This is a genomic window from Pseudomonas sp. NPDC079367 (genome assembly GCF_044542195.1).
In the GTDB taxonomy this organism is placed as follows: Bacteria; Pseudomonadota; Gammaproteobacteria; order Pseudomonadales; family Pseudomonadaceae; genus Aquipseudomonas.
Map to the genome: position 1 here is coordinate 50,294 of NZ_JBITTW010000021.1, position 20,871 is coordinate 71,164.

The window sequence follows — 20,871 nt, forward strand, 5'->3', positions numbered from 1 at the left end:
AAGCGCCAATCTGAAAGATGGATTGGCGCTTTGTATTTGTTACCTCACGCGGCCACGGCGCCGTCCGTTATCGTCAGTGACCGGATGACGGTTTTCCTTACACTGGTGTTTGGATAAACGCTCACCAGCGTGTCTGGCGTGGTTAACCAGCCGGGTTTCGCCGAGGAATATTTCATGATCGAGGCAACACCTTCGCTGGACTGCAAATAAAGCTTCCAGGCTTGCCCCGAACGGTCATATTTCATGAACGCGAAACCCAGCATCCTCGAGTCCGCCTGACCGCTTGCATCCACGCGCAAACCATAATCGGGATACTCCATCGACGCACTGAGACCCAGACCATGTTCATGCCTGGCCAGGCCGTTGTACTGCGCGAGCTCTTTTCCGCCTTCAACGTGTCTGACCCGCAGGCGGCTGCTATCCATCTGATCCACCACCAACGAGCAACCACTGAAACCAGGCGTAAACACGTGATCCGGCTGGCCCCATTTGGGGTGTAAAGGGATATCGACATAGCCTCCTTGAGCCGCCCAGTAGCCCACCACGGCATTCGACGGTTCGGGCAGCTTGTCGATGTGTGGGTCATGAATTTTCAGCGCATTGAATTCAGCCCGAACCGCATTGGCAGGCTGAACGCGCTCCATGACAAAAACGAAGCTTGAACCGCCCTCCTTGTTGACCAGTTGTGCAGCGATTTCGGCGCTGTAGTTGACTCGCCCCGGCTGCAGCAACTCTGTCGCCACCGGGAACCGGCTCAGTTCAGAGGGCGCCAGGGCCTGGTGGATTCTGGTGCTTTGGAGCGAATAATGCGTCAGCGCAGGTTTCCCCCAGTCGTACCCCAGATGCGCAACCTGATTGGCTGGAACAACCTCAATGGCTGGCTCCCATAAACCGTTGGGCAGACGTTCGCGCACAAATGCCGTGTCGGGACGCAGCGGATTGTTCGAGGTGTGGACAAGCTGATTGGCCAGACGCGTCCCTTCATCGACAATTACCCCCGTCGGCACTTCCCCCGGCCCCGACGGTAGTTCGCCGCCGCGCAGCGACACCGCTTGCCATTGATCAGGCGCAACTTGCCTGAGCCGGCTGCCGTGCGCTCGACCGGTTGCGCGGTCGACAATGACGACATCCGTAAAATCTGCATTCAGGGAGAAATCGCTGCTGATTCTGTAGTAAGCCTGTTGGCCGGCTGCATCGATATTGCGAATGTAAAAGCTCTGGCCGTCAGTACTTCGGAAAATGCCTTTGGCATTGGCTTCAAGAACGGCAACGACCGATGGTTTGATGGCGAAACCAAGCATCTCACTGTTGCCAAACCCGCCGAGTCCAGAGGGCCGAAAGTTGCTCGATACACCATACGGCCGTTGGGTCAGAGGACTATAGGGATACCAGCCAGCGCCTTTCAACACGGCCACGCTTTCATAACTGTGCTCACCCACTTTGAATGTCCCCAGCGCGGCCGGGCCGTGCTGTTTGCTCACGCCAAGCAGCAGGTCGTAGCCAACCACAGCGTCGCGAAACCTGTCCAATTGCTGCAAACCTTTCAAGCCCAGATACTTGCCTCCCGTAACCAGAAGCCTGCCTCCCGACACTATTGCAGTGATCGGATTGAGTTCGCTGATGACGAAGGCCCCGATGACCCTTGCCGCCCTGAGCCCCCGGCTGAGTGCCGAAGCACTCCTGCCGACAATCTGCGTCAACTTCGCCACCGTCGACGCACCGGCAGTAACGAAGCCCAATACATCGAAAAACAAATCCACTGCACCGTCGAAATACTTGCCGTTCAGGAAATTGGTGATCGCTGACTTGAACGGGATCAGGTCCACCATGAAATCGATAACCTTCTGCGCAATCGCATTTTCCCGGTCTTGCGTAGTCTGGCCCTTGGCTACCTTGAGAATATCCTCGCTATCCAGATCCAGATGTTCAACGAAAGCCTGGGCAATCAGCTCGGTCCTTTCGCTGGAATAACTGGCGGGCACCGACAAACCGTTCGAGGTCTGTGCCAGCAACTTCCCGGCTTTCGCCTCGTCAGCCAGCGTGAATGGCTCGATGGTGTACTTGATGCTCGGAACGGATGGGTTGGTGCGCTCGGTCGCTTCTGCTGAATCATAGTTTGTGGATTGAATCACTCCCTTCTTCAGGTCGATTTCATACAGCTTCGATTCGTCTCCCAAATTAACCTTCACTCTCAGGATGCGGCTTGTGGATATCAGGTTCCAGCCCCACAGATCAAGACTCAAGCGATAGGTCTTGTATTGGTAAAACGAGACGTGGCCGTATTCGAGATTTTTTCTGTCCTCCAGCGGCAACTCGGCGATCAGATGTTTGACAAACAGCCGCGCGCCCTGCTTGAGATTGCTGACCGCGTTTTCAAATTGCGCCTGGAAGGCCCCTGCCACGCCAAGTTCCAGCGGTGCATTGATCTGGTCAAGCAGGGGCAACAAGCGTGGATCGCGGGTCGTCCATTGATAGTAGGGAGGCCCTCCCATCATGGCGATGTCGAGCAGCGAATATTGCCCGTTAAGTGTCGGATGCAGGAAGTAACCATCGACTGCGGCGACCTTGCGCTGCTCCAGAAGGCGTTCTTCAAACGGTATGTCGCCTTTGAACTTCGTCCTCAGTCTCGCCAAAGCGATGGCCTTGCGGCTTGGTAATTCGCTGTTCAACAGAATCGAGGTATTGAGCCGATCGGCCAGTTGCAGGTTGAAGTGTGTCTTGGCGTTTTCCAGCTCGTCATGGGTGTAATGTTCATTGTGGTTCTTTTTCGTCACCCCGTTACTACACCCCAATCGGCCAGCGCGGCGGCCTGGACGTGCTGAACAACTTGCGAGTTGATCCGCGCAGCGCTTTCAGCGCCGGCCATGACTTGGGCGAACGTCATGTAGGCGACTTTCCCGGGTGTGTGAGCCTCGATCGTTCGCGCCGCGACGGTCAGGTTGAACCATGCCGTGGTGCCGTATTTCAAGTCAGGGGGCAACTTTTCGATGAGAAACTCGGGCGCCTTGCGAACCAGCAACAGGGCGGCGGTCAATCCGGCCAGTCTGCGGCTGCTCAAACGCTCCTTGACCAGGTAATCCGCCAGATTATTGAATACTTGCAGAGCGGGTTTGCCCCAGAGTGTCTCTGCGGCCAGATCGAAACCGGCAACTTTGCCGCGTAACGGTTGATCTATATCGCCCTGATGCACACTCAAATGGATGCCGGCCATTGCGTATTCGCTGGCGCTGACATCGGTGGCGATGCCGTTCAAGCGGGTCTGGATTGCAAGTCCCAGTGCTTGCCCGCGAGGACTGTTGATGAGGCTCTCCAATGCCGTGGGCGGATCACTCAGCGCCTCATTCGAAAGCCGCTCGTCAGCGTCCAGATAGTCCAGCACTCCGGCACCCGGCAGCGCAATGAAATCGAGACTATCGAGATAAACACCGGTGGCTTGCAAAACTTCTTTTTGTTGCGCAACCGTCAATGGAACAGGCCAGGACAACGCCCCGGCAAAGTCACCCAATCGGTGGGGATTGTTTTTTTCGAGTTCAAGACTGGCTGCAATTTTTTCCAGCTGATCACTCTCGGACGTCGACACTTCGTCAACTACGTTCATATTGAATTCTGACATTGGATCTTACTTTGAAGGAAATAAAATGGAATCCAAAGTAAGCAATAGAACCCAGCAAAAACTGAAGTCGAGAAGTATTACCAATAAACCAGAACAGCACGACCAGACATCAGTCAACTACGCAACAATACAAAGCATTACCGAATAAATACCACCAAATAATATTCCGCGTAAAACTGGCCACTATCGCTCACACTAAAACCGGCATCAGGCATCAAATCACATGACGTGGAATACTCGTAAAGCTAATTCCCCAAATTACAAAAGAGAACCTTTCAAGTACTGCAACAACAAAAAAAGATCGCTTCCTGCAACAATATCTACATCACTTTACGTGTAGACACTACTGCAGGCAGCGATCTTTTCCGATGACCTTGCGCGCTTTAAAACTTACGGCGCGGAACGCACCTCATCTCGCGACAGATTATTCGGTTGCAACTTGAACACATAAAACAACACCGTCAGCAACACCAAAAACGCCGGCCCGACATACAGCGCCACGCGCGTATCGGGGAAGTACGCCATCAGGCCGACCACCAGTACCAGGAACGCAAGGGCGAAATACGAGCTGACCGGATACAGCCACATACGGTATTTGAGGCCGGCACGTTCGCTGGCGCTCAGGCCTTTGCGGAATTTCAGCTGGGCCAGCAGGATCATCACCCAGGTCCAGATCGCACCGAAAGTCGCGATCGAAGTGACCCAGACGAAGACTTTCTCCGGCACCAGATAGTTGAGCATCACACCCAGCAGCAATACCGCAATCGACAGCAGCAGCGCACGACGTGGCACGCCGTTGTCCGAGGTCTTGGCGAAACCGGCCGGGGCCTGGCCGTTTTGCGCCAGGCTGTAGAGCATGCGCCCGGTGCTGAAGATGCCGCCATTGCACGACGACAGCGCGGCGGTGATCACCACGAAGTTGATGATGCCGGCGGCAGTCTTGATGCCCAAACGCTCGAACGTCATCACGAACGGACTGCCCTGGGTGCCGATTTCATTCCACGGATAGATCGACAGAATCACGAACAACGCGCCAACGTAAAACAGCAGAATCCGCCAGAACACCGAGCCGATTGCGTCAGGAATGGTCTTCTGTGGGTTCTTCGCCTCACCGGCAGTCAGGCCGATCATTTCGACACCGAGGTAGGCGAACATGACCATTTGCAGGGACATCAGCACACCGGTCACGCCGTTGGGCATGAACCCGCCATGCGCCCAAAGATTGGAAATCCCCAGCGCCACGCCATCGTTACCGAAACCGAACGCGATGATGCCGACGCCGCCGATGACCATCGCGATGATCGTGACGATCTTGATCAGGGCAAACCAGAATTCGAATTCGCCGAAGGCTTTCACCGCAATCAGGTTGATCGAGCCCATGCTGATCAGCGCTGCAAGCGCCCAGATCCAGCGCGGCACATCGGGAAACCAGATGCCCATGTACACCGCCACCGCAGTGATTTCCGCCACGCAGGTCACCAGCCACAGGAACCAGTAGTTCCAACCGGTGAGGAATCCGGCCAGCGGGCCAAGATAGTCCTGCGCGTAGCGGCTGAACGAACCAGCCACGGGGTTATGCACCGCCATTTCACCGAGGGCGCGCATGATCACCAGGATCGCCAGACCGCCAAGAATGTAAGAGAGCATGATCGCCGGCCCGGCCATTTCGATGGCCTTGGCCGAACCGAGAAACAGACCGACGCCGATACAGGCACCGAGCGCCATCAGGCGAATATGCCGTTCGCCGAGTTCACGTTTGAGCGGACCGCCCTGAGCGGTGTCGCCGTACGGTGGAGGATTGCCAACTGGCATAGGGGTACAACCTCGTCTTGTTATTGGATATGACCACCGGGTTTCGAAGCGTCGGCCGATAGGCCTTGGCTGGGCAGGAAACCGCGTCGGCTTCGTGGGCAGACGCGTCTTGCAGGGCAACCTGAAAGATCAGCGGGACGTCAGTATAAAAACCTTGGTGCAGGTCTTTTCACTCTTAAAAACACGGGATTCAGCGAGAATTGTCGCGTCAAGCCGCCAGGCCGGTCCGATCAACTGGCCATGTAGGAAAATTCACCATTCTCTAACGGCACCGAGTATTGCACGGCATTGGTGCATCGTCATGCCCGGATTTCATCGTCAGGTGTGCGCTGACCGCTCTATTGCGGTGCTCTTGCTTGTACGGCTACGCCTGCGCTGCGTCGCCCCGTGACGTAGGCGAGCAGCGGGCAAACTCGCGTGCCATCGCAATGAAAAAGCGTCAGCGCTTTATAGAGAAATCGGCAGCCCCCCACCCGCGACATTTTCTTCGCCAGCGCCAACCACCGTCTAAGCTTCAGACAAGTCCGATCAATCTGCGTGTATGGATCAATCGACTATGGGCGCTTTATGGCAAACCGATTCGAGTAAAACCGTGGTTCCGACTGAACGTATGGATCAAGCGCCTGTTCCTGAAAAACCCCGTCGCCATCGGCATGGGTGGAAGGCTTTCTGGTTGTTGCTGCTGATCATCGCGATCGTGGTGGGGCTGGCTGCGTCCAAGGAAATGCGCACCTCGCGCTTTCAGTCGCGCGAACTCAGCCAATACGCCGCCTCGCTGACATACAAACTGGAACCGGGGCCGAGCGAAGCGATTCGTTACCCGGGCAACGGGCCGTTCGATCTGCGCCTGGGGTACAGCTCGCTGGATGAGTTCCTGCCGCGCTTGCTCAAGCGCAATTACGTGATTACCGAACAGACTCGGTTTTCCCCGGCGTTGCTCAGCTACACCGACAAAGGCCTGTTCGTGCCCTATTCGGAAAAGATTCAGGCCGGCTTGTCGATCACCGATTGCCGCGCCGCGCCGCTGTACCGCTACAACTATCCGCAGCAGCTGTATGCCGATTTCGCGGCGATCCCGCCGGTGGTGGTCAACAGCCTGCTGTTCATCGAAAACCGTTTTCTGCTCGACCCCAAACAACCGCTCGCCAACCCGGCCGTGGACTGGCCGCGTTTCGGCATGGCCGCGTGGTCGCAGGTGGCGAAGCTGTTGCGCCTGCCGGGGCAATCGGCCGGTGGCAGCACACTGGCGACGCAACTGGAAAAGTATCGGCACTCGCCTGAAGGCCTCACCGCGTCGGGCGCAGAGAAACTCCGGCAGATGTTTTCCGCCAGCGTCCGCGCCTATCAAGACGGGCCGCAGACCCTGGGGGCGCGGCAGAACATCGTGCGTGATTATCTCAACAGCGTGCCGCTGTCGGCGGTGCCAGGGCACGGCGAAGTGCATGGAATGGCTGAAGGCTTGCGGGTCTGGTACGGCAGCGATTTTGCCAAGGCCAACGAGCAACTGAACAGTCCGGCCAGCGACCCGCAGACCATGGCAGCCAAAGGCCTGGCCCTGCGTGAAATGCTTTCGCTGATGATCGCCCAGCGCCGCCCGTCGTATTACTTGACCAAGGGCCGCGAGGATCTCGCCAGCCTGACCGACAGCCACCTGCGCCTGCTCAAACAGAACGGGGTGATCGACAGCGCGCTCGCCGATGCCGCGCTGGCGAGCATCGTGGCGTACCGTGACTGGCAGACGCAACCGACGATTCAGCCGATCGAAACCAACAAGGGCATCAGTGCCGCCCGCAGTCGTCTGGCGAGCATGCTCAATCGGCCGCTGTATGACCTCGACCGCCTCGACCTGTCCGCCACCAGCACCTTGCAGGGCGACCTGCAGACCCAGGCTACCGCGTACCTTAAAAAACTCGCCGACCCAGCCTACGCCGCCGAAATCGGCTTGCTTGGCGAGCGCCTGCTCACGCCGACCAGCACCACTCAGGTGCGCTACAGCTTCACCCTGTTCGAACTGACCGCCGACGGTTCCCGCGTGCGGGTGCAGACCGACAGCACCGACCAGCCGTTCGACATCAACGAAGGCAGCAAACTCGAACTCGGCTCGACGGCGAAAATGCGGGTGCTCACCACCTACCTGCAAATCATCGCCGAGCTGCACGACAAGTACGGGGCGATGAACGCGGCCGAGCTGAAGAAAGTTGAAGTCCCCGATCAGGACCGGCTGAGCCGCTGGGTCATCGATTATTTGATCCAAAACAAGGACCACGACCTCTCGAAGCTGCTCGCCGCTGCGCTGGATCGCAAATATTCAGCCAGCCCCGGCGAGGCGTTTTTCACCGGTGGCGGTTTGCACACCTTTCATAACTTTCGCAAAGAGGACAACGGTCGTCTGCCGACCCTGCGCGATTCGCTTCGCGAATCGATCAACCTGCCATTCATTCGGCTGATGCGCGACATCGTCCGTTACACCACCTATTCCGGGCCGAACGCCGAATTGCTCAAGGATGATCGCGACCCGCGCCGTCAGGAATACCTGGCCAGTTTTGCCGACCGTGAAGGCACCTCGTTCCTGCTCAAGTTCTGGAAGAAGTACAGAAACAAGGACACCCAGGCGCGCCTCGACACGTTTCTCGACAGCATGCGCCCGACGCCCATTCGCATGGCCGCCGTGCATCGCTATCTGCTGCCCGAGGCCAGTCAGGAAGATTTCAACCGCTTCGTGCGCTCGCACCTCAAGGGCACCAAGCTCAATGAAAAACTGACAGACGAGCGCCTGATCCGCCTCTACGATGCCTATGGCCCCGGCAGTTACGATTTGCCTGACCAAGGCTTCATCGCCAAGGTGCATCCACTGGACCTGTGGATGATCGGCTACCTGCTGCATCAACCCGAGGCGACGTTCAAAGACATCGTCAAGGCCAGCCATTTCGAACGTCAGGAAGTCTATAGCTGGCTGTTCAAGAGCCGACACAAGGGCGCGCGTGACAGCCGCATCCGCACCATGCTGGAAATCGAAGCGTTCCTCGACATTCACCAGCGCTGGCAAAAAGTCGGCTACCCGTTCGATCATCTGGTGCCATCGCTGGCCACCGCCATCGGCAGTTCCGGCGACCGCCCCGCCGCCCTCGCCGAGTTGATCGGCACCATTCTCAACGACGGCGTGCGCATGCCGACGCTGCGTATCGACAGCCTGCATTTCGCCGCTGGCACGCCGTACGAAACCAAAGTAGTCAACGACCCGCATGTCGGTAAACGGGTGATGCCCGTTGAGGTTGCCAGAGCCATGCGCGAGGCGCTGTCGCAAGTGGTCGATGCCGGTACGGCAAAACGTGTTTCCGGCAGTTTCAAACTGGCCGATGGCACGCCACTGGCCATGGGCGGTAAAACCGGCACCGGTGACAACCGCATCGCGGCGATCGGCTCGGGCGGGCGCATCATCAGTTCGAAGTCGATCAACCGCACTGCGACCTTCGTGTTCTACATTGGCGACCACCATTTCGGCACCCTCACCGCGTTCGTTCCGGGGCGCTCGGCAGAGAACTTCAAGTTCACCTCGGCCCTGCCCACGCAGGTGCTCAAGGGCATGGCGCCGATCCTGACGCCGTATCTGCAACCGGGCAGCGACTCGCAATGCCAGCCGACGCAGACCGCGAGCGTGGCGCTGAACGACACGCCGCGCCCGACAGCGAGGTAACAAATCGTGTCGGGGGATTCGCAATCAGGGTGAGGTTTTTTCCCGGCGGCGGGTGGTACCCCTGTATTTTTCCGATTCGAATTTTCGTCCGATCGGCCCACCGCAGCGCCGATTGCCTCCCGATCTTTGAACTTTTGTTTTGCCCCGCCGTGGGTAGGCTGATCACTCCTCAACAATCAAGGATGATTGGCCATGTCTCTCGCTTCCCAGCCTGCCGCACAACCAGATAAAGGCCGGCACTACGAATTCATCAAATCTGCCGTCAACGACAGTTTCAAGACCGCCACTGTCAGCCGCGTCCGCGCCCTGGCCGACGTGCCGCACAAGCCCCAGCCCTGGTACACCTCCGCGCCCGCCGCCTGGCTGGAAAAACTCGCCGCAGCCAATCTCAAGGCGTGGAACTCGCAGAACCGGGTTGATCACCTGCTGGCGAAAACCGACCTGTATGCCTTCGCCGAGCCATTGCTCAAGGCAAGGATCAAGGCCAGGCATGGCATCGAACCGGACGTCAAAAAAACGTATCTGCGCCTCTACCTTCCCGCTGAAACGCCTTGGTACGCGATCGACCTGTCCGAAGGCATCGTCACCCGCACGGTATCGCTGCTCGATGCCGCGCTGCACAACTTCGCCAGCAGTGAGACGGCAGGACATGGCTCGGATTACATCAGCAAGCCCGATGATCGCGGTGTCTTCGACGTCTTGCCGATCAAAAATGCCATGCCCATCAGCGCGTTTCAAAAGCTCTGCCGCGAACTGGACATTGGCGCGCAGTACAAAAAACATCTGGAAAGCTACCTGCTGCCCGGTGAACCGCTGGCCGAAAGCGTTCTGCAATACAAGGTCAGCCAAAGCCAGAAAGACGCCCTCGTCGTCGCTGCGAATCTGGCGCTGATCAAGGACGATATCGCCTATGACGCGTACAAAGTGCTGTTGAACCTGAGCGAGGATAAGCGCCCGCTGATGCTCAATGGCCGCGCGCTGGCCTGCGCCGACTTGTCGCTGCTCGGCACACCATTGACCGGGATCCTGCTGTTGACCCATACACAAATTGACAGCCGTGGGGTTCGGCGGTTGATCGTCTACGTCCCGCACGACCCGGATCACCCGCTCAAGGAATACAGTTCCCTGAAAGCCTTCCGCGAGGAACTGACCCGGCAGCTTCGCGAAGACCGCTTCAGTGAGGCGACGCAACAGACCTACCGGCAATTCTTCAGTCAGTTCGTCGATCAGCAGCAACGCGGGCATTTTTTCGCTGATCTCGAACAGCGCCTGTTCGTCACCCGCTATCACCCGCGTGTCGATCCCACCGATCAGCGCCCGCCATGGCGCAAGGACCCGGTGGACAATCCGCACCTGCAATTCGCGCGGCTGAAAGTGCCAGGCGATTACTGGCGCCACGCCTATCAGCAAAAGCTCAACAAGATTCTCAACGACGCTCGGGAAATTGCCGTCTCCACTGCCGACACCGACAGCAATGCGCGCTGGGCCTGGTGGGACAACTTCAAGAAAGTCCTTTCCGATATCTTCAACGTCGCCCTGCTGATCGCCACCCCGTTCATGCCGGGGCTGGGCGAGCTGATGATGGTTTACACCGCGTACCAACTGACCAGCGACGTTATCGAAGGCATCGTCGACCTGGCCGAAGGCATGTGGCAGGAAGCCGGTGAGCATGTCATCAGCGTGGTGACCAATGTCATCGAACTGGCCGCGTTCGGTGCGGGTGCGGAAATTGCCGGCGCCTTCAAGGTCAAGCTGTCGCCGCTGGTGGACGGCATGAAACAGGTGCAATTGCCCGATGGCAAAGCGTCGCTGTGGCACCCCGATCTCGGCCCCTATGAACAAAAAAGCCTGCAACTCGATGCGGCGTCGAAACCCGACCCGCACGGCCTGCACGACCATGGCCGCGAGCGCATTCTTGCGCTGGACGGCAAACTCTTAAGCGTGGAAAAAGCCTCGAGGCGCCCCGAAGTGAAAACCTGGCGGGTCAAACACCCCGAGCGCGCCAATGCCTACAAGCCGCTCCTTGAGCACAACGAACACGGCGCCTGGCGGCATGAGGCGGAGAACCCGGCCGACTGGCACGACAGCGCACTGATGCCGCGTCTGGGCCACCGCGCCGAGCGCTTCTCGCCCACGCAACTGGAGCAGATCCGCATCAGCAGCGGCACCGGCCATGATCATCTGCGCCGGATGCACAGCGACAGCAGCCCGCCACCGCCGTTGCTGGCCGATGGCCTCAAGCGTTACGCGGCCTACGACGATGCGAAGCTTGCCAGTGCCAACCTCCGCGCCGGCAAACCGATCCCGCCTGAGTCGGACTGGTTCGAACCGATCGCCACCAGCCTGCCGGGCTGGCCATACGAGCGTGCGTTGAAAGTGCAGTATGACCATCTCGACGGTTATTCGCGCCAGTACGGCAATCCGATGGCCAGCGCCGCCGACACGCTGACCATTTCCCAGTCAGCGCTCAACGCCGGGCAGTTGCCGGAGCGTCTGCTGACCTTTCTTGACGAGGGGCAGTTGCGCACACTATTGGGTCGTGACGTACCCGCAGCCGAACGGGTGCAAGCGCTGCGCAATGTGCTTGCCGATGCCGTCGACAAACGCCGCGAGGACGTGGCCAAGCGTCTTTATCAAGCTTCCGATCGCACCCGCCAGGCCGACTTGCAAGTGGTCCGCAAGACCTTTCCCGACCTGCCGGTTCCGCTGGGTGAAAAACTGCTCGGCCAGGCCAGTGCAAGCGAACGGCAGCGCACCCTGAACGAACAACGCTTGCCGTTGCGTCTAAAAAATCGGGCGCGCGAACTGGATTTCGAAGCCAGGAGCAGCCGTGCCTACGAGGGTTTCTATCGCGACAATCAACTGAGCACTGACAGCGAACGTCTCGCCCTTGGAACCTTGCGCCTGCACACCGACACCTTCGGCGATCTGCGCATCGAGGTGCGCGACGGCACCTTTGACGGTCCATTGCGTTGCAGCAGCGGCCCTGACAACGCGAAAACGCTCAGGCGTCTGATCAGAAACGAACACGGCCGCTACGAAGTGTTCGACGCCAACGCCCGCTCGCTGCATGCCCCCGCCGAGTTTCATGAAGCGATCTTGCGTGCCTTGCCTGACGAAACGCTGACAAGCATCGGCTATCGACGCGGCCAGGGTGCTGCGCTGAAGGTCTGGCTGATGGAACTGGCCGCCGCGCCCGCCGAGCGCCGCACAGTTCTTGCCGAACCGCCGGTTCGCCCGGTCGCGAGCACCGAAACTGAAACACTGCTGGGCTTGCCAAGGTTCCTGCGCCGCTCGACACCGGCGGAAAAAGTACGCGACCTTTATCCGTCGATGACAGAAGTCGAGGCCGACGCATTCGTGGAAGCTCTGGCGCGCAAGGGCGAACCTGGCGAGGCGATCAAACAGCTGGAGCAGGACCGCAAACACCTGCGTCAGGAATTGTCCGACTGGCGCAACAGTTATCTCGAGCCCGACCCTGAAACAGGTTACCCGGGGTTGTCACCGGCCTATATGCACGAGGGCGGTGAAATGATCGAGCAACAAATCATCAAATGCTTCGAGCGCCAGAGCGAGATTTTCGGTGAGCGCAGTGTTCACCCTGATCAAGGCTATACGCTGGATCTCTCCGCCGAAGTTCGCGGCCATGATTTGCAGCGCTGGTGGAAGGACTTGATCAAACGCCCGAACATGAAACGCTATCTGGATCGCATCACCGCGCTCAAACTCGACAGGGCGCGCCTGCCGGCAGACCCGAGTGCATTACTGAGCAGCTTTCCCGATCTGCGTCAATTAAGCGCCCGTCAGTGTAATTTGCAGGCGCTACCGGAAATCATCGGGCTGATGCGTCCTTTGCAGGCGCTGGACCTGGCCGATAACGCAATCAGGCTGAACGCCGAATCAAGGCAACAACTAGGCAGACTGACCCAGCTACGCACGCTGAATCTGAACGGCAATCCGCTGGAATTGCCACCGGATGTCGGAGCGATGGACCACTTGACCGAACTGAGCCTTGCCAACACCCGCATCGAGACCTGGCCGGAGGGTTTGTTCAACGTCGGCGCACTTGAGAAACAGCGACCGCGCAGCTTCATGCTGGATATGCGCGCAGCACCGATCAAGACACTGCCTGTGGTCGCATCTGGCTCTGCGCAGGCACGCATCCTCAGTCGGGCGCGATTCGACACGTCGCGGCTGTCCAGCGAGGATCGCGTTCGCCTTGGCGGTTATCGGGAGTCTGTAGGCCTGGCGTTCGTCCAGGATTATTTCCCCGCAGCCGACGGCGAGATTCGCCACTGGCAATCGTTTCCTCAACAACCCGAGATCTTCGGCCCTTCGGCATTCGTGAGTAAATACCGCGAAGAATCCTGGCACGACCTGATGGCGGAACCGGATAGCGCCGGTTTTTTCAGCGTGATTCGCAAGCTCAGAGAAAGCGCCGATTATCGTAGTGATGAGGGTCGCAAGCGCTTGACGCAACGCGTCTGGGAAATGGTCGATGCGGTAGCGCTGGACGCGAAACTGCGCGAGCAGCTGTTCAAACAGATTGCGACACCGGATGACTGCGGCGATTTCGGTGCGCAACTGTTCAACTCGTTGGGGATCAAGGTCCTGGTCTCCAAGGCTTACGGCGAAGCGACATCGCCCGCCATTCTCGAAGACAGGCTGGTCCGCTTGGCCAGAGGCGCGGCGCGGTTGAACCGGGTCGCCGACGAAGCCGCGTTCGAGTACAAAACCCAGGAGCAACTGAACAAAAATGATCCAGGCCATCCCGCGCCGGACGAAGTCGAAGTCCACATGGCGTTCGAAACAGGCCTGGCTGAGCGCTTGCAATTGCCTTGGCAATCAGAAGACATGCTTTACCGGGAGCGTTCGGGGGTGACCCAAAAGAAAATCGACATGGCATACGCCACCATCACCAAAGGTGAACAGGGTGATGGCCTGGTCAACGGCATGCTTGATTTGTATTCCGAAAACTTCTGGGAGGGTTTTCTGAAAAAGACCTACCCGGACCAGTACGCGCGCAACACGGCTGCATTCGATTCCAGGCTCGGCCTGCTCGAGGATCTGCGCAAGGCCAAGGCAGAATGGGCCACCCCCCATCAGCAGACCAATGCGCACACGCTGGCACGAAAGATTCAGTCCCTCGCAGAGCAACTGGACATTGCTGACGCGCCGGACTTGTTCGACGACGCGCCGATGAGCGAGGAGCGTTACGCAGAGCTGCTGATCGGCATCGGCTATCAGCGCAATGAACTGTCGCGACGCCTGACTCGCGAGGCACTGGCCCGAGCCGGCCTCTGAGTGTTCAGCGCGCCCGTCGCCTCACCGCTCGGCCGCCCTGGCAACCCTAACCGGCTTCAGAATCCCAGACCACGGTGATATTGCCGCGATAGGGTTTGTCCGTGGCGTGTTTGATCAACCAGTCGGTGTCCTGCTCGCCTATCTCGAAATGCAGCGTGCCCGGCTTGCGGTCAACGTAATGGCCGGGCTGGAATTTGCCGGAAGATTCACGCCCCAGCCGCGTGCGCCGCACCGGTTGCCCGGCGCTGTCGGTCAGGCCATTGGGCAGACTGACGCTAACGGCGACCGGGCCGGCAAAGCCGGACTCACGATTCACGATCGCGCAATCCGAGCCCCAGCCCAGCCAATGCTCGCATTCAAGTTTCATGGTGAACTTCGACGACGCGGAGATATGGAAGATCTGATCACGAAAAAGCCGCACAGGCTTGCGCCCGCTGTCGAGCCAGCGCTGCCAGCCACCCTGCGGTTCCAGAACGACCTTGTTGCCGCCGGGGGGAATGTCCACTTTCAAGGTGTGCTGCACGTCGAGCACAAAATCCAGGCTCAGGGTGCTCACGTCCGGCTCGAACAATTTGCCCATATCGAAATCAGCGCCGGGTCCCAGGCTGTAAGTCATTGAGCCGGTGTAGCGCCCCGATGACATGTTCAACGGATCGGGCGTGCGCATTTCATAGGCAAAATCCAGTTTGTCGAAATACATCGACGGAATGAAGTACGCCGGCACCTTGAAACAGTGGGCGGCTTCAGCCGTCTTCCAGAAAAACCGGAAATAATCCTCATCGTATTCGCCGACGCCACTGTAACTGCACGGGGCAGGTATTCCATGAACCCAACTGTCAGTGGTCCATAAGCGCCGATGGCCTTCGAGGGCATTGCTGCCGCCTGCCAGTTGCTTGGCTGGGTGGCTGAGCACGTATTTGGATCCCATGCCGCTGATGCGCAGTTCCAGCGTATGCGTTTCCTGGGTCTGCTGGTTCGTCACCGTCACGCGCCGCCAGTTGGCCGGGGCCTTGACGGCGGCCCAGTCGAAACGTTCGAGATAACGGCTGGAGGTGAACCTGATGGGCAACTCGATACTGAACATCTGATAACCGATACATTGCGCCGGGTACAACGCGCAATAACCACTGTTCGGTGTTTTGTTGACGAAGGCATTCTTGTTTGGCTTGGAAGAGTCTGGTTGAAACAACGCGTGGATTTCCTGATTGATCCCGTGCGCTTCAGGAACGCTCAACGCCGCCAGCCATACCAGCCAAATGTACCTTTTCATTATTCGTCCTGCCTCTGATGAGCCTGATCGGCTGCTGTTCATTGCGCCCCCGGTGCCCGGGCGTTGAACAACAGCACGACATTGCCGTGGTAGTCCCCGGAGCGATAACCGCCCGCCGGCTCGATCGGATCGATTTTCAACGCCACCCGTTTGCCTGCGGCCGCTTCCTCTTGCGACAGCACCTGGCGCGGCGTGATGTGCGAACTCAACTCGACATCATTGAACGCGACGCGCAACTCGATCACTTCACCCGGCCGACCGTTCTCCAGATATGGCTCGTAGGCGAGCCGCGCTTCGATTGCGCTGCTGTCATGCCGCACATCGAAATTGCGCATCAACCCGTTAAGAGTCGAACGCGGGTAATCCCACTCGAGCCGTTGCGGGCGATGAATCCAGTCGGGCTCGGACGGGATGATGTAGAACGGCCGACTGGGAATGGTCAGGGACACTTCGAAGGTGTGCTCTTCGCGCGCGGCCCACGCCCCGGCGCCGGCCAGCGCAGTGGCGGCCATCAGCGCGGCGGCGGTGCATTGCTTGATCATGTTGGTTACCCGATGCGTCAATGGAAACAAACCTAGCGACTGGCGATCTTCACGGTTTTCCTGTCGCTGCCTTCGATCAGGAAGAAGCTGTACTGGCGGCCTTTTTCCTTGTCGAAGGCGAAAGTCTTGCCCGCCAGCACATGGTGTTTGGTGGTGGCGCCGCAGTCGCTTTCCTTGCTCAGTGAACAGCTCTTGAACTCGTCGACAATCAGTACCGTGTTGCCGTTGTTGCGCAATTCATAGCGACTATCGGTATCGTTGACGACGGTGGCGAAACGCGGGGCCTTGGGCCGTACGAAGAAAATCGTGCCGAAGCCGGTCATCACATTGACCCCGGCTGACAGTGAGTTTTTATAGTCTTCGCGCTCCTCGTTGCTGACGACGAACTCGTCTTCTTTTTCCGGCACCACCGGGACAAAACGCACACGAAAATAACGCTCGCGATCACGTTCGCCCATGTACAGCAGACGCGTGCCTTGCATGCCCTGAGCCGGGACGATCAGGCGCGCCGGGCTGGCCATAACACCATTGCGGGACGCGCCGTCGGCAGCGTTTTCCACGGGCACTTCCTGCGGCGCACCCTCGGCGTCGTAGATGATTTCCAGCACATTGATCTTGACGAACGCCGTGGCATCGCCGCTGTTGAAGACCCGTTTGAGGTAGGTGCTTTTATCGCCATCGAGATAGTCGTACACCGTGCCCACATTGATTTGCGGACCGGCCTGCGCCGTCAGGCAAAACACACTGAGCAGGCTCAGCAAGAAACCACGTTTCATCGCGTTCAACTCCATGATTATTGAGAATGGCCCGACAGGAGCGGTCACGCTTCCGAGTCCCAGATAATGGTGATGTTGCCTCGCAGCCGGTCGTTTTTGCCGGGTCGAAGCAGGAAATCGATAGCTGACGGGGTCATGTCGAAATGCAACGTTCCCGGCTTGCGATCGACATACATTCCAGGCTGGAAAGGCCCGACCCAATTGTTGAATGACAACGGCAGTCGGGCGGCGATATGGCCGCCGGAATGGGTGATGCCTGCTGGCAAACTCATGGAAACTTCAACCCCGGTCGTGTCCCCTTTCGGGCTGCCCAGGTTGCACGTGTTGCCGCCATAGGAATTGCACAACAGCATGACTTTGAAGCGTGAAGACGCCGAAATGAAGAATGGTTGATCGCGGAAAATTCTTTTCGGTTTACGCCCGCTGTCGATCCAGCCTGACCACCCACCTTCAGGCTCCAGCGAGACCTGATTGCCACCCGGCGGCAGATCGACTTTGAGGGTGTGCTGAACGTCCAGTACGAAGTCCAGGGTGAGGTTGGGATCGTCAGGTTGAAAACTCGGCCCCAAATCAAAATCGCCACCGCTCCCCAGGCTGTAGTTCAATGACCCGGTGTACAGACCCGATGACATGCCCAACGGATTGGGCGTACGCAGTTCGTAAGCGAAGTCGAGAGTATCGAAGTAAATGGACGGAATTCTCGCCAGGTTCTGCTTCACGCAGAACGACTCGACGGGAGTCTTCCAGAAAAACCGGTAAGAGGTAGGCGTGAAGGATCCAACACCGCTGTACAGACAGGGTGATGCCGCATACACCCAACTGCTTCCGGTCCAGAGCTTTTGATGGCCGAGCAGGGGTTCGTCCACCCCGACCAGCTCGTGCGCCGGCTGGCTTAGAACATAGTTGGAACCGATACCGGTGATGCGGACTTCGACGGTTTCCGTTTCCAAGGTGTCAGTGTTGGTCACCGTCAGCCGGCGCCAGTTGGCAGGCACCTTGATACCAAAGCCCCAATAGGTCGGGAACTCATAGCTAGAGGTGAAACGCACCGGCAACTGAATGCTGAACATCGAGTTGTCTGCGCATTGATCCGGGTAAGTCGCACAGTAACCGCTGTTGGGCGTCTTGTTGACGAATACGGTCTTGCCCGGCTGCGAAGAGTCCGGCTGAAACAATGCGCGGATTTCCTGATTGATTGCCTGGACCGGCGACATGCTCAGCGCCAACACCAATGCGCAGCCGCCTGTAATTATCTTCATAGAATCAACCTGCTTTCTGTTCGGTGAGGTTGACGTCGGCCAGAGTGTCCGGCGTGCAGCGCAGATCACCGATCATCAACACGTTGTTTTCGCTGCGATGGCTGTTGGCATCGAGACGGAACTGGCACAACAACTGATTACCCTGGCGCACTTCCAGGGTTGGCGAACCGGCATTCATTTCCATCGAAAAGAACCCATCCACTTCAGTCACGCCGCGGCTGGCGTGGTTGATCACGTGGTGGCCCTTGAGCGGCTGCCCCTGCGCATTGACCAGACGGCCAAGCACGGTGAACGTCTTCATCACGCGCACCTTGCGATACTCGACGCCGCCCTTGTTCAGGTGGTAACGGGTGCGCGCCGGTTCGATCGTCGCTGCGGGTACGTTATTACCCTCGAAATCGAAACTCACCGAGCTGTTCTGGTAGGCGGTGATCGGGATGAAATTGCGCCCCGGCTTCAACGCCGCGCCGCCGCCGCTGTAATCGTCGGCGCGCAGGACGATGTCTTCGATGTCCGACTCGACGTCGACAATCATTCCCGCGCCGCGCAGCTCGTTCTGGCTGGTCATGAGCATCCGCTGACCGCCGACCACCAGCGTGCTGTCAAGATTGAGGCCGCCGGTGAAGTTGCCGTTGTAAGAGGAGCGCTGGATAAAGCCGTCGCCGTTGACCGTATCGGTGCGGAAGTTGGCCAGACTCGATACGCCCACGCCGTACGTGTCGGTGAGTGCCGTGAGCGACACGTTTTGCAGAACGTGATCCTGAAAGTCCTTGCGCCAGCCAAGCGAGGCGTTGTTGTCACGCGTACCGTCGCGGGCCGTGCGTGAACCGATACTGCCGCTGATCTGCTGGCCGGGGGCACCGAGTGCCATGTTGATACTCAGGTCGACGCCACGATTGCGTGCATCGCCGCTGCTGTAGCTGCCCGGCCGATCGAAGATCGACAGGCGCCAACTGGCATCGCTGCCCAGCACCATCGTGCGCTGGGTCCAGCCCAGATCGACGCCCATGCCTTCGACATTGCCCTCGCTGTGCGACACCCGCGCATTGACCGAGCTCTTGCTGCTGAGGCGATGGTTAAGCGCCAGCGAAGAATTGCTGGTCTGGCCGACAAACACGTTGCGCGGGCGAACACGCGTGCCATCGGGCAAGGTGTCGTAGGTGTAGGTGGTGTCTAGCCAACTGCGGTTGTGGCTGATCACCACGCTGCCCGGGCCATAGTTATAAAGGCTTTGCAGGTCCAGACCGGTGCCATAGTCCTCGGTTTTGTAAACGTTGGCGTACAGACTGATGTGATTGGCCAAGGTCCAGTCGATGGACGTGCCGTACTGCAGCTTTTCGCGGATCTGTCGCGCGGACGCGCCGAGGATGACTCGCGGGTGCAGCAGATAGTTGACCGCGGCCCCGGCCGTGGGGCTGCCGCTGGCCTGGGTGTCCCAGTTGCTCAGCAGTTTGCTTTCTTCGCCGGCGAACAGGTTGTAGCGCCAGCGTTCGTCGAGGTTGCGCCAGTTGCTGGGCTTGTACACCAGCTCCTGGGTGGTGGAGGTGATCTGGCCGTCTTCGATCAGGCGCACTTCCACTTCATAAATACCGCCGGGCAATGGCCGGGTATCGAGGGTCTGCAAGCCGGCCGGCACCGATTGCGTGTTGATCAGCAAGCCGTCGCGCCAGATTTCCACCGAACCCTGACGGTTGGCGGTGACATAGATCGGATAGACGCTGGGCATCGGGCTGTTGATGGCCAGACTGTCGGAGCTGCCGTACATGACGCCGACGGCGGTGTCAGGGCTGGTGCCGAACGTGCGCGGTTGGCGTGTCAGCCCTTCGGAATTAGGGGTGAAATAGCCCAGACGGAAAAAACTGCCTTGCAGTTCGCGCTGGGTGTGCAGCTCATGGACGGCGTGATAAAGCTTGTCGTCCGGACCGCCGAGGCGGGCCATTTGCAAATTGAGTGTCTGGCTCCAGTTGCCGAGGCTGCCGCTGGCCTCAAGGCCGAACCGCCCACCGAGATCCTGGTCCTGGCCACCGTTGAGGTTGAGCTGATTACGCACCATCAGGCCGCTGCTGCCACCGCTGGGTTGCTCGTAATAACGTTTGGCGGAAACGTCACGCTCGGCATTTTCGGTGGCGATCGAAACCAGCGAATTTTCCAGGTTGTAATGCACCGCCAGAAACTGGTCCGGGCAGGAACTGCTACATGCGCCCAAAGGCGCGCCGGGCTTGAGATAACTTGCCCACTTTTCCCGCTCGGCCGGGCCGAAACGGTTTTCACTGGTGTCGGTGAATTCGAGCAGGGTGATGCGATCGTCGCGGGACAGCACCACCATGGCTTCGCCCAGCGGCTGCTGATCGACTTCGACCCGCACCGCCAGCGGCACATCAAAGAAATGCTCCTCGAAATCCGCCGGCAAACCTTTGGCCTGCGCCAACAAGCTGCGGGGTGTGGTGCCGGCGGTGCTGGAAGCCACGGCAGCGCTGGCACAAAACAACAGCGCAAGCGCAGCCGCGATGGGTGTCATCGGGAACATGAACGCGTACTCGGATAACGAACAATGGAAGTCCGTCGAGGCAGACAAGAACGACTGCCCCAACGGTCAAGCGT

At 58.8% G+C, this 20,871-nt stretch carries 10 protein-coding genes; 2 read left to right on the forward strand and 8 right to left on the reverse strand.

Going from position 1 to position 20,871, the window contains the following annotated elements:
• Positions 1 to 44 precede the first annotated feature (44 nt).
• The 3 genes from ACIGDJ_RS17260 to ACIGDJ_RS17270 form a co-directional block, all read right to left on the reverse strand.
• On the reverse strand, positions 45 to 2,774 hold the full coding sequence (locus ACIGDJ_RS17260) for a hypothetical protein (RefSeq protein WP_397478944.1): 2,730 nt from the start codon (positions 2,772 to 2,774) through the stop codon (positions 45 to 47).
• The gene (locus ACIGDJ_RS17265) at positions 2,771 to 3,598 is read right to left on the reverse strand and encodes a hypothetical protein (RefSeq protein ID WP_397478945.1); all 828 of its coding nucleotides are present in this window, start codon (positions 3,596 to 3,598) and stop codon (positions 2,771 to 2,773) included. Before ACIGDJ_RS17265 ends, ACIGDJ_RS17260 begins: the two co-directional genes overlap by 4 nt.
• Before the next feature lie 405 nt (positions 3,599 to 4,003).
• Entirely contained in the window at positions 4,004 to 5,425 is a 1,422-nt protein-coding gene (locus ACIGDJ_RS17270; protein WP_397478946.1) for an amino acid permease, read from the reverse strand.
• 556 nt (positions 5,426 to 5,981) lie between these two features.
• Here ACIGDJ_RS17270 and ACIGDJ_RS17275 point away from each other — a divergent pair.
• On the forward strand, positions 5,982 to 9,119 hold the full coding sequence (locus ACIGDJ_RS17275) for a transglycosylase domain-containing protein (protein WP_397478947.1): 3,138 nt from the start codon (positions 5,982 to 5,984) through the stop codon (positions 9,117 to 9,119).
• A 192-nt stretch (positions 9,120 to 9,311) separates the two neighbouring features.
• A complete protein-coding gene (locus tag ACIGDJ_RS17280) occupies positions 9,312 to 14,423 on the forward strand; it encodes a dermonecrotic toxin domain-containing protein (protein WP_397478948.1) in 5,112 nt (1,703 codons plus the stop codon).
• A 46-nt stretch (positions 14,424 to 14,469) separates the two neighbouring features.
• On the opposite strand, the gene ACIGDJ_RS17285 is transcribed toward ACIGDJ_RS17280, so the two are convergent.
• From ACIGDJ_RS17285 to ACIGDJ_RS17305, 5 genes are read right to left on the reverse strand one after another with little or no spacing between them, the layout of a single operon-like run.
• Complete coding sequence (locus ACIGDJ_RS17285; protein WP_397478949.1) at positions 14,470 to 15,693, reverse strand: hypothetical protein; 1,224 nt, start codon at positions 15,691 to 15,693, stop codon at positions 14,470 to 14,472.
• 38 nt (positions 15,694 to 15,731) lie between these two features.
• Entirely contained in the window at positions 15,732 to 16,235 is a 504-nt protein-coding gene (locus tag ACIGDJ_RS17290; protein WP_397478950.1) for a CS1 type fimbrial major subunit, read from the reverse strand.
• 32 nt (positions 16,236 to 16,267) lie between these two features.
• Entirely contained in the window at positions 16,268 to 17,011 is a 744-nt protein-coding gene (locus ACIGDJ_RS17295) for a molecular chaperone (RefSeq protein ID WP_397478951.1), read from the reverse strand.
• Between the two features lie 44 nt (positions 17,012 to 17,055).
• Complete coding sequence (locus tag ACIGDJ_RS17300; protein WP_397478952.1) at positions 17,056 to 18,270, reverse strand: hypothetical protein; 1,215 nt, start codon at positions 18,268 to 18,270, stop codon at positions 17,056 to 17,058.
• Between the two features lie 4 nt (positions 18,271 to 18,274).
• Positions 18,275 to 20,797, reverse strand: coding sequence for a CS1-pili formation C-terminal domain-containing protein (locus ACIGDJ_RS17305; RefSeq protein ID WP_397478963.1), 2,523 nt, complete (start codon positions 20,795 to 20,797; stop codon positions 18,275 to 18,277).
• Positions 20,798 to 20,871: the final 74 nt, after the last annotated feature.